Source organism: Streptomyces viridosporus, assembly GCF_002078235.1.
In the GTDB taxonomy this organism is placed as follows: domain Bacteria; phylum Actinomycetota; class Actinomycetes; order Streptomycetales; family Streptomycetaceae; genus Streptomyces; species Streptomyces viridosporus.
This window is the reverse complement of sequence record NZ_MSGP01000054.1, coordinates 1-11,282: the sequence shown is the minus strand read 5'-3', so window position 1 is coordinate 11,282 and position 11,282 is coordinate 1. Positions and strand designations below refer to the sequence as shown.

Below are 11,282 nucleotides of genomic sequence, written 5' to 3'. Positions count from 1 at the left end.
GGGTTCCTCGGTCTCCTCGGTGGGGGCGGGAAGGACGGGACGTGCCCGACCCGGAGCGCGCCCGCGCTCGTGGGGCGGGCTGTTGTGGTCGCGCGGACGCGCTCCGGTGGTGATCACCGGAAAACGTAGTCGCGGCGGCGGCCGCGGGGGAGCTCCCGCTCCTGCCCCTGCACGGCGTTATGGAGGCACGCCGGTCCCCGGGAACACCGGAGCCGCCCGGGCCGGCGGCTCGGGGAGCTGCACCGGCACGGGCGGCGAGGAGACGGTACCGGGGCCTAACCGCCCGACACCGTGAGGTTGTTGGTGCGGAAGTCCAGCCCGCCCGCCGACGAGGTGATCTCGTACCCGAACTGGACGTCACCGATGGTCTCGTTGCCCATCCAGCCCTTGGTGTCCTTGATCCACTTCAGGATCGGCAGGATGTTCACCGTGCCGGAGGTGGAGTCGGAGGTGCGCAGGAACGAGAAGACCTCGTTGTGCCCGTTGCTGCCCTTGTAGACGTTCCAGGTGTGGCCGCCGAGGGACACCGTGCCCTGGGCGGTGCCGAGCGGGCCCACGGCGCCGTTGTCGTTGACCCAGAGCATGATCTCGTAGTCGTAGTCCGTGTCCCAGATGTCGTACGAGGTGTTGTACGCGCCCGAGGACGGGACGGTGACGTTGTAGCTGCTGGTGAGCGAACCGATCGAGGCGATCGGCTTGTTGATCACCTTCTTGGCGTTCGGGTAGGACTTGATGCCGCCGGTGTCGGGGTGGTTCGCCCACACGCCCCAGTTGGTGCCGGAGTTGGCCCAGATGCACTGGCTGCCTGCGCCGGAGCCCCAGATGTTGTTGTAGAGCGTGTAGCCGTTCAGGCCGGTGTTGCCCCACTGGTCGCAGGAGTTCCAGACGGCGGCGTGGGCGGGGGCGGAGGCGAGGCCGACGGTGGCGCCGAGCGCGAGGGCGGGGGCCAGCAGGACCTTGGTGATCCTGCTCAGGGTGCTGGTTGCCATGGTGTTCCTTCCATGGGTGGGGGGAATGGCGGGGATCACCGCGTCCTCAGCGTGAGGACGCGGTCTTCTCCGGCGACGAGGTCGAGGGGCTCGGCGCCGGCGGAAGTCCACAGGTCGATGCGGTGGGTGCGGTCCGGCCGCAGGACGGCGGTGGCGCCGGCCGGGGACCAGGTGAGGTCGAGTGCGGCACCGAAGCGGGTGCGCACCCCGCGCAGGGCGCCGCTCGGGTACGCCGGTGGCGGGGCGGGCAGCAGGACCAGCCGGTCGGGGGTGGACTGCACGAGCGCCTCGATCAGCACGGCGGGCAGGGTGTGGGCGGCGTCGGCGTTGTAGACGTGCCGGTGCGGGTAGTGCGCGCTCATCAGGGAGACGTGGAAGAAGTCGCCCTCCAGCACCCGGGCGAGCGCGTGGGCGACCCGCTCGCCGTCCCGCAGCCGCGCCGCGATCAGGGCGTGGTGCAGGTGGCCGTGCGCGGAGTCGTTCTCGGTGCCGCGCAGTTCGAGGGCGCGGTGGGCGGCCGCCGCGAGGTCCGGGGTGTCGTAGGGGGTGATCTCCTCCAGGGGCCAGACGCCGTAGAGGTGGCTGAGGTGGCGGTGGTCGTAGGAGTCCTCCAGGCCCGGCCAGGCCCATTCGGCGAGCGCGCCGTCGGCGTTGGTCCGGTGCGGCGGGAGGCGGTCGGCGAGTGCCCGCCAACCAGCGGCGTGCTCCGGGTGGTACGTCGCCGCGGTCAGCAGGGCGTGCCGGGCCGCGGAGAGGTCCATGGCCGCGTTGACCGTGCCCCAGCTCGCGTTCGCGGGCCGGTTCTCGGGCGAGTAGGAGGGGACGACGACCAGTCGGCCCTCGGAGTCGGTGCGGGTGAGGAAGTCCTCGTAGAACAGGGCGACTTCGGCGAGCGCGGCGGCGGTGCGCGGGTCCCGCTCGCCGCGGGTCTCGTCGTGGTCGACGAGGGGTTTGAGGAGCCAGTCGGCGCCGGCGGTCCACAGGTGGAGGGGGTACTCGCGGCTGAAGTGGTACGCGTGCCCGGACTCGCCGTCGGTGTGCGCGGGCGCGACCGCGCCCCGCGTGCCGAAGACCGCGCGGGCGTTGTCCCGCCAGTCGGGCAGCTGGCGGTGGACGAGCGACGCCAGCGCCTCGGTGACCTCGGGGAGGGCCGCGGCCGCGGCGGAGGCGGTCTGGAGGTTGAGGTTGGCGTCGTTGGTGAAGGCGCCGGACCAGGCGGTGTCCCAGTCGCCGGTCCACAGGCCGGTGAGGCGGGGCGGGAGCAGGCCGCCGGCGGACAGCAGGTGGTAGCGGCCGGCCGCGAAGAGCCGTTCCAGCAGGGCGGCGCTGTGCGGCCGGGTCAGCAGCACGGAACCCGGCAGGGCGCGTTCGGCCGGGTCGGCGGCGAGGTCGAGGGTGACGCGTTCGTAGGCGGTGCGGTGGTGCGGCAGGTGGCGGGCCAGGAGGTCGTCGTACGCGTCCCGCCCCTCGTCGAGCAGGTCCCGCAGGGCGCGGCCCTCGGCCGCCACGTCCGCCTCCCCGGTGTGCCGCCGCACCCGGGTGAGCAGCAGCACGGACCGCGCGCCCTCGACCCGGGCCCCCGGAGGGGTGAGCTTCGTCGTGCCGCCGGTGACGGCGACCAGGGTGACGCCGGTGTACGCGAGGTCGCTGCCCGGGTAGCGGACGCGCAGGCTCAGCAGGGCGCCCTCGGGGGTGAGGACGGCGCCGTGGCCGACACCCAGCGCGGCGGGGGCACCGGGCAGGCGGTGGTCCAGGGACACGTCGAGGACGGGCGCGGGGGCGGTGACGTGCTGGACGATCACGTCGTCGGCGCGGGAGACGAAGACGCGGCTGGTCCGACCGGCGCGGGTCGCCTCCGTGACGCCGGTGGCGAAGTCGACCGCGCGGCGGTACCGGTCCGGACCGCCCCGGTCGGCGTCCGGGGCGTCCCGCTCGCCGTCCTGGCCGCGCAGACGTACTTGGAAGGCCGGGTGGAAGGGCTGCACCCACTGGAGGGGGCGGCCGTCGGTGAAGTCCTCCGCGGCGGCCGGGTCGCCGGAGAGCAGACGGTCCTGGAGCCCGGGAAGTCCGTCGGCCAGGCGGGGCGGCAGGCGGTGCTCGCCACTCCCCCCGTTCGGCCGGACGAGGGTGTGGTGCGTGACGACGACCCGGTCGTCGTCCGGATCGCCGAACACCAGGGCGCCGTGGTGGCCGTTGCCGCTCAGGAAGCCGTCCTCCCAGCGGGCGGCCGGGCGCGGCTCCCAGGTTCCGTGGACGGGGGTGGCGCTCATGGTCCCAGCACCGCCGCTCCGTAGCGGCCGAGGGTGAGCCGGTCGGTCACGGTCGTCCGGGTCAGCAGGTCGCGGTGGGTGCCGGGGACCTCGACGGTGACCGGCTCGCGGCCGTGGTTGAGCAGGAACAGCACCTCACCGCGGCGCACCGCCTCGATCCGGTCCGGGAGGCCGTCGAGCACCGGCCGGACGCCGGCCTCCCCCGCGACGCGGGTCAGCAGCGCGCGCAGCGCCTCCGGCTCCGGCAGCGTCGAGACGTACCAGGCGCGGCCCTTGCGCAGGACGGCGGGCAATCCGTCGAGTTCCCCGCCCCGGTAGGGGACCGTCTCGTCGGCGGTGCCGTCGGCCTCCAGCTCCTCCGACCACAGGGTGCCGCGGAAGCCTTCGCACGCGGTGGTCTCCCCGGGGTCCAGCGGCCACCACTCGTGCAGGGTGCGGATGCCGAAGAGCGCGCGCAGCCGGGCGTCCATGCCGCCGGGCCGCACCCGGTCGTCCTCGTCGGCCACGCCGGTCAGGAAGCCGCAGACGAGGGTGCCGCCGCCGCGCACGTACGCCAGGAGGTTGTCGACGGCCGCGTCGGTGAGGAGGTAGAGCTGCGGCACGACGACCAGCCGGTAGGCGGACAGGTCGTGCGTGGGACGGGCGAAGTCGGTGGTGAGGTGCGCCTGCCACAGCGCCCGGTGCCAGGCGCCCAGGACCTGCGGGTAGTCGACCTCGCGCGACGGCCGGGCCTCCTGGTCCCCGGCCCACCAGGAGTGCCAGTCGTGCAGCACGGCGACGTCGGCGGCGACCGGGGCACCGCCGACGTGCGGGGCGATCCGTGCCAGGTCCGCGCCGAGCCGCTTGACCTCCCGGTACGTGCGCCCCTCCTCCCCCGCGTGGCCGACCATCCCGGAGTGGAACTTCTCCGCGCCCTGCCGGGACTGGCGCCACTGGAAGTAGCAGACGGCGTCCGCGCCGCGGGCCACCGCCTGCAGGGACCACAGGCGGTTGAGGCCGCGCGGCTTGGGGTGGTTCACCCCGCGCCAGTTGACCGCTCCGGCCGCCTGCTCCATCAGCATCCAGGGGCCGCGCGCCTGGGACCGGGTCATGTCCTGCACCAGCGCGCCGCTCTGGGCGCCGAAGGGGTCGCGGGGGTCGGGGTAGAGGTCGACGGAGACGACGTCCTCCTCCTCGGCCCAGCGCCAGGCGTCCTGCCCCGCCCACAGCGGCATGAAGTTGGTGGTGACCGGGACGTGCGGGGTGTGCCGGCGGACGATGTCGCGTTCGGCGGTGTAGCATTCCAGGAGCATGTCGGAGGTGAAGCGCTTGAAGTCCAGCACCTGGGTGGGGTTCCTCAGGTAGTGCGCGCGGCGGGGCGGCAGCACCTCGGCCCAGTCGCCGTAGCCCTGGCTCCAGAAGGCGGTGCCCCAGGCGGTGTTGAGGGCGTCGAGGGTGCCGTAGCGGCGGCGCAGCCAGCCGCGGAAGCGGGCGGCGGCCTCGTCGCCCCAGTCGTAGGTGCAGTACTCGTTGTTGATGTGCCACAGGGTCAGGGCCGGGTGGTCCGCGTAGCGGGCGGCCAGGTCCTCGGTGAGGGCGGCGGCGTGGCGGCGGTAGGTGGCGCTGGAGTGCGAGAAGTGCTGGCGGCCGCCCCACCACTCGGTGCGGCCGTCCTCGTCGCGGGGCAGGGTGTCCGGGTGGAGGTGTCCCATCCAGGGCGGCGGCGAGGCGGTCGGAGTGGCGAGGACGACGCCGACGCCGGCCCCGTGCATCAGGTCCATCAGCCGGTCCAGCCAGCCGAAGTCCCTTTCCCCCGGACGGGGTTCGAGTTTCGACCAGGAGAAGACGCCGAGGGTGACGGAGTTGACGCCTGCCTCCTTCATCAGGCGGACGTCCTCGTGCCAGGTCTCCTCGGGCCACTGCTCCGGGTTGTAGTCGCCGCCGTAGAGGATGCGGCCGCGGGTGACGTCGGCGAGCGTGGGCCCTTCGCGCCGGGGCATCAGACGGGCTCCCCGTACTGGATGCCCCGCCCGTTGGTGGCGAGGTAGACCCGGCCGTACACGCGGGGGTCGCCGGTGATCGTCTCGCCGGTCCAGCCCCACTGGTGGGCGTCGTCGTTGATCCGCACCCAGGTCCTCGCCCCGTCGTCGGAGCGGTACACGGCGGTGATCGTCCCCGTCGAGCCGACCTGGTAGATCGCGGGGTACGCGGCCCCGCCGGCGGCCTTGCCGAAGCCGAGGGTGTGGGAGGTCCGGCAGCTCTCCACCCGGGTGAAGCCCGCGCCGCCGTCGGTCGACCGGTACAGCCCGTTCTCCTTGGCGCTCAGCCACAGGTCGCCGGACCGGCCGGGCGCCGCGACCAGCTTGAACTGGTGGTCGCCGGACGGCAGTCCGTCCGCCCGCGCGGTGAAGGAGCGTCCGCCGTCGGTGCTGGCGAAGAGCGTGCCGGTGTCGGTGTCGTAGGCGTAGAAGCGCGCCGGGTCGACGGGGTCGGCGACCGGGACGGCGCCCTCGGGGAAGGTGGGGACCTCGGACCAGGTGGCGCCGTCGTCCGCCGAGCGGTGGGCCGCGTACCTGGTGCCGTCCCAGTGCACGAAGGACCACAGCAGCACCGTGCCGTCGGCGTTGACGGCGATCGGCCCCGGGGCGTCCTTGGCGAGCACCGGCTGGGAGGCGAAGGGCGCCCAGGTCCGGCCGCCGTCGTGCGAGTGGGCGCCGTTGCCGTGGTCGCCCCAGCCGGTGCGGACGACGTGGGAGGGGCGGGCGGCGGCCTGCGCGAGTCCGGTCGCCGTGCCGAGGACCGGGTTCGTCGCCATGCCGCGCGAGGGGGAGGCGGTGAGCCGGTCGTGGTACATCACGCCGATGTCCCCGAGGCCGCTGATCAGGTGCGCCCGTCCGGTCGGGGGCGAGATCAGCTGGCGCACGGACGTCTCCTCCAGGCCGCGGATCCACGGGGCCCAGTGCTTGAGGTCGCGGGTGCCGTAGAGGGTGGCGCCGGTGCCGTACACGAGGTGCTTCGAGTCGTACGGGTCGAGGGCGAGGGCCTGGATCCACCAGCCGAACTTGGGTTTCTCCTCGCCCCACTTCAGGTACGGCGTCTCGGAGACGTCCAGGACGGCGGAGTCCTTCAGGGACCGCCAGCTGCGACCGCCGTCGGTGGACCGGTAGAGCGTGTCGACCGCCGCCCAGCGGTTGTTGGTGGAGACGACGACGGTGCCGGGGCGCCGCGCGTCCACGGCGACCCCGCCGTAGCCGAAGGTGTCGGCGGCGCCGCCGTCCCCCGTGCCCCCCGGCTTCACCGGGGTGACCTCGCTCCAGGTGCCGTCGCCGGTGCGCAGCCTGTGCACGCTGCCGTCGGACTGCCCGTTGGGGCCGGGGGCGTCGGCGTACGTCACGTACAGCTCGCGGGTGTGCCGGTCGTACGCGGCCCGGATCGGCACCCGGGCGGCGGTGCCGGACGGCTGCCCGGGGACCGCCTCCCAGGTGGTGCCGTCGAGCGTGCGGAACAGGCGGGCGGAGCCGCCGTCCGCGTCGCCCCACCCGGCGTAGACGGCGCGCCCGGCGGCGACGAGGAGGGTGACGCCCTGGCCGGTGGCGGACGGGGCGGCCGGGAAGCCGCGCACCGGCGCCCAGGTGGCGCCCCGGTCGGACGACTTGAGCAGGCCGTCGTGCCGGGTGCCCAGCCACAGGACGTCGCTGTCGCGCGGGTCCACGAGTAGCCGCTCGCCGGTGCCCCGCCCGTCCTCGTTGGCGCCGAGCTTCACGGTGAGGTCGGTCCGCCGCCAGGTGGCACCGCGGTCCTCGGAGCGCAGCACGGCGCCGTTGCCGGCCCAGGGCTGGGCGTAGGTGCCGAGGGCGAGGTAGAGCCGGTCGGGGTGGGCGGGGTCGATCGCCATCGCCTCGACGCCGAGCAGGTTCCAGTCGTCCCAGCCGATGTGGTCCAGCAGCGGTATCCAGCGGCCGGTCCGGTCGTCCCAGCGGTAGGCGCCGCCGATGTCGGTGCGGGCGTAGGCGAGCCCGCGCACGGACGGGTGGAACAGCACCCCGGTGACGAACCCGGTGCCGCCGATGACGACGTTGCGCCAGCGGTAGGCGCGGGCGGCCACGGGCTCGGCGGCCTCGGCGCGCCCGCCGGGGAGACAGGCACCGGCGACGGCGGCGGTGGCCGCGGCACCGGCGAGAACGGCACGTCGGCTCAGAGGAGACGCATACATGACAGAACCTCGTCTACGGGTGAGTGGGGGATCTCGGGGGCGGGGGCCGTGCCGGTGTGCGGCTTCCGTCGTGGGGGCGACCGGCCGCGACGGGGCCGCGGCCGGCGCACCGCGCACACCCCGTTCGGGCGTCAGCCCTTCACCGCCCCCGTGAGCATCCCCTTCTTGAAGTGCTTCTGGACGAACGGCGACAGCACCGCGACCGGCAGCAGCGCCAGCACCATCACGGCCATCTGGATCGCCAGCGGCGACAGCTGTCCCGTGTTGATCTGGGCGGACAGTCCCACCGGCCGTTCCTGTTTCTGCACCAGCTGGATCATCACGTTCTGCAGCGGCATCATGTCCTGGTCGGTCAGGTAGATCGACGCGTTGAACCAGGCGCTCCAGTAGCCCACCGCGTAGAACAGCGCGATCACCGCGACGACCGCCCGGGACAGCGGCAGCACGATCCGGAACAGGATCCGCCAGTCGCCGGCCCCGTCGATGCGGGCGCTGTCGATGAGCTCCTGCGAGATGTTCATGAAGAACGAGCGCAGCACCAGGATGTTGAAGACGCTCACCGCGCTGGGCAGGATCAGCGCCAGGTAGGTGTCCGTGAGGCCGAGGGCCTGGACCAGCAGGTAGGTCGGGATCAGACCGGCGCCGAAGAACATCGTGGCGAGCAGGGTCATCAGGATCCAGCGGTGGCCGAGCGAGCCGCTGCGCGAGAGGCCGTACGCGCACAGCACGGACACGGCCATGCTGAACAGCGTGCCGACGACGGTGACGCCGATGCTGACCAGGGTGGCGCGCTGCACCTGGCCGCCGGTGAGGAGTTCCTGGTAGGCGATGAAGGTGACGCCCTTGGGGATCACCACCAGGCCGCCGGCCTCGTCGATGGTTTTCTTCGTCTGGAGGCTGGTGACGACCACGATCCACAGCGGGAAGAGGATCGCCAGGCAGGCCAGGCCCAGGGCGAGGCCCTTGCCCGCCTGTCCGGCCCCGGACGGCTTCTCCTCCCAGACGGGACGGGGCGGCGCGGCCCAGGGGCTCGGCCTCTTCGCCTTCTTCGTCGGCTGCTCACCGGCCGGTGTGCCGAGGACGGCGGTCACTTCTTGTACACCCCCTGCTCGCCCATGAGGTGGGCCACCTTGTTGGCCGTGAGCACCAGGGCCAGCCCGACCACGCCCTTGATCAGGCCCGCGGCGGCGGCGTAGCTGAAGTCCTGGTTGCGGATGCCGTTCCACCACACGTAGGTGTCGAGGACCTCGGAGGCGGCGACACCCACCGCTTGTCGTTGCAGCAGCAGTTGTTCGAAGCCGACGGTGAGGGCGTCGCCGACGCGCAGCACCAGCAGCAGGGCGATCACCGGGCGCAGGGCGGGCAGGGTGATGTGCCACATGCGCCGCCAGCGTCCGGCGCCGTCCATGGCGGCGGCCTCGTACAGGTCGTTGGAGACGGAGGAGAGCGCGGCGAGGAAGACGATGATGCCCCAGCCGGCGTCCTTCCATACGGTCTCGGCCGTCACCAGGTACTTGAAGACCTCCGGGTCGGTCATCAGGTCGAAACCCTCGTAGCCGTGCCGGCGGAGGGTCTGCGCGATGATGCCCGCGCCGCCGAAGATCTGCATGAAGACGGTGACGACGAGGACCCAGGAGAAGAAGTGCGGGAGGTACATGATCGCCTGGGCGACCGCCCGCACCCGGGGCCTGACCACGCTGTTGATGAGCAGCGCGAGCAGGATCGGGATCGGGAAGTAGAGCACCAGTTGGAGGAAGAACAGGACGAAGGTGTTCTGCACCGCGTGCCAGAAGGCGGAGTCCGCGAAGATCCGCTCGAACTGCTCGAAGCCGATCCAGGGGCTCTCGAAGATGGCGACGAAGCCGTTCTCGCTGAGGTACGGGTCGTAGTCCTGGAAGGCGACCACGTTGCCGAGGATCGGTACGTAGTTGAACACCAGGACCAGCAGCAGGGCCGGCACCGTCATGAGGACGAGGGTGCGGTCGCGCCGGAACCTGAGCTTCAGACCCAGCTTGCCCGAGGCCTCCCCGGATGCTCTCCCGGACCTCTTCCCGGACCTCCTGGGCCTCCCGGGCCTCCCGCCGGGCTTCTTCCCGCCCCGGCCCCGGGGCCCGGCGGCATCGCCGGACCCCTCGGGGGACTGCTCGGCGGTCTGCGCCCCGGTCGTGTTCCGGGGCACCGTGCTGTGGGACACGGCCTTCTCCTCGCGTCAGCTCCGGGTCACTTCGCCGCGCCGTTGTCGTCGAGCAGCTTCCGGTACCAGTCGCGCAGTCCGTCGCCGCCCCTGCTCTTCCAGTCGGACACGGCCTGCTGCACGTCGCTGATCTTCTTGCGGCCGCGCACCACGTCGTCCTCGAGCTGCTCGAAGTCGTCGGCGAGGTTGGACCAGCGGTTGGGCTCGGTGACGGTCAGTCCGAAGAAGGACGACTTCTTGGTGAAGGCACCCATGCGCTGCTGCCACTCGACCATGCCCCGGGTGATGTCGGGCAGGTCCGGGTAGGCGATGTACGGGGCGGGGTTGCCGGTGTAGTCGTAGGCGCCGTTGACCTCGTTGACGCCCTGCTGGGTCTTGGTCGGCAGACCGTCCTCGATCTCGTAGTCGGTGCCCTCGACGCCGTAGGCGGTGAGCATGAACTCCTTGGTGCCGTAGGGCGCGGCGCAGAAGTTGCACAGGGCGAGGAAGTCCTCGATCTGCTGCTTCGACGCCTTCTTGGAGACGAAGGTGAAGATGTTGGCCGGCTGGACCGCCCAGAGCGTCGGGTCGCCCCCGTCGGGGCCGAAGACGTCGAACGCCGCCATCTCGAAGTCCGGGTTCTGGGTGCGCTGTTCGGCGGTCTTGCCCCACCAGTCGGAGATGTTCTGGTTGTAGACCAGCACCTCTCCGGCGGTGAAGCGGTTGCCCGCGTCGCCGCCCGCCTTGCCCTGGACCGCGTCCGGGTGGACCACCTCGGCGGCGTAGAGCTTGCGCGTCCACTCCAGGGCCTCGAGGTACTGCTCGGTCTCGATGCGGTTGACGAGCCGGTCGCCCTCGAGGTTCCACCACAGCGCCTTGTCGCTGCCCGACAGGACACCGAAGATGTTGAACGCCGTCCACTTCATGTCGTCGCAGGCCCAGCGCTTGCCCTTGGCGTCGGTGGCCTCCTTCGCCCAGGACAGGAACGCGTCGGGGCTCTCCGGTACGCCGTAGCCCTTCTCGGCGAACAGGTCCTTGCGGTAGAGGGGCGCGATGTCCGTGACGTACGAGCCGGGCATCGGGACCGCGCGGAGCTGCCCGCCGAAGATGCCGCGCTGCCAGGCCTCGGTGGGGACGGCGGCGAGGTTGGGGTACTTCTTGACCTTGTCGCCGGACAGGTGGGGGCCGAGGTCGGCGAACTTGGCGTTGACGGCGCTGGGGATGCGGCCCATCAGGTTCCAGCCGGGCACGACCACGACATCGGGGATGTCGCTGGAGGCGAGGACCGCGCCGAGCTTCTGGTCGTAGGTGACGCCGTCCTGGTTCTGCCAGGTGACCTCGACGCCGACGGCCTCGTTCATCGCCGTGTAGTACGGGTTGTCGCCCTTGGGCGGGGTGCCCCAGAACGGGGACATGACCTTCAGCCTGCCGCCGCTGCCCAGCTTCTCGGGCACCGAGGTCTTCAGCTCGGTGGCCGGGATGGCCCGGGTGAAGCCGGCCGCCGAGCCGTTCTTCGCCGGGATGTCCGGGGTGACGACGCTCGACGCCACGAACGCCGGGAGGAGCTTCTCGGCCTCCTTCCCGGAGGTGGCGCCCTCCTTGCGGCCTTCCTGCCCGCCCCCGCAGGCGGTGAGCAGCGGCATCCCTCCGGCCACCGC

At 72.4% G+C, this 11,282-nt stretch carries 7 protein-coding genes; all 7 read right to left on the bottom strand.

Going from position 1 to position 11,282, the window contains the following annotated elements; genetic code table 11:
• Positions 1-275 precede the first annotated feature (275 nt).
• Positions 276-989 carry a glycoside hydrolase family 12 protein gene (locus B7L92_RS03955; RefSeq protein ID WP_081236095.1) on the bottom strand — a complete coding sequence of 238 codons (714 nt, stop codon included), beginning with the start codon at positions 987-989 and terminating at the stop codon, positions 276-278.
• A 35-nt stretch (positions 990-1,024) separates the two neighbouring features.
• Complete coding sequence (locus B7L92_RS03950; RefSeq protein ID WP_081236094.1) at positions 1,025-3,259, bottom strand: glycosyl hydrolase family 95 catalytic domain-containing protein; 2,235 nt, start codon at positions 3,257-3,259, stop codon at positions 1,025-1,027.
• On the bottom strand, positions 3,256-5,238 hold the full coding sequence (locus tag B7L92_RS03945; RefSeq protein WP_081236093.1) for a beta-galactosidase: 1,983 nt from the start codon (positions 5,236-5,238) through the stop codon (positions 3,256-3,258). The genes B7L92_RS03950 and B7L92_RS03945 overlap by 4 nt, the downstream gene beginning before the upstream one ends.
• Positions 5,238-7,451 (bottom strand): sialidase family protein, encoded by a 2,214-nt coding sequence (locus tag B7L92_RS03940; protein WP_081236092.1) that lies wholly within the window; start codon positions 7,449-7,451, stop codon positions 5,238-5,240. Before B7L92_RS03940 ends, B7L92_RS03945 begins: the two co-directional genes overlap by 1 nt.
• 131 nt (positions 7,452-7,582) lie before the next feature.
• Positions 7,583-8,542: a carbohydrate ABC transporter permease gene (locus B7L92_RS03935; protein WP_081236091.1), complete on the bottom strand. Its 960-nt coding sequence runs from the start codon at positions 8,540-8,542 to the stop codon at positions 7,583-7,585.
• The gene (locus tag B7L92_RS03930; RefSeq protein ID WP_081236090.1) at positions 8,539-9,645 is read right to left on the bottom strand and encodes an ABC transporter permease; all 1,107 of its coding nucleotides are present in this window, start codon (positions 9,643-9,645) and stop codon (positions 8,539-8,541) included. Before B7L92_RS03930 ends, B7L92_RS03935 begins: the two co-directional genes overlap by 4 nt.
• Positions 9,646-9,671: 26 nt before the next feature.
• Positions 9,672-11,282: extracellular solute-binding protein (locus B7L92_RS03925; protein ID WP_081236089.1), on the bottom strand; the 1,611-nt coding region annotated here is incomplete at its 5' end.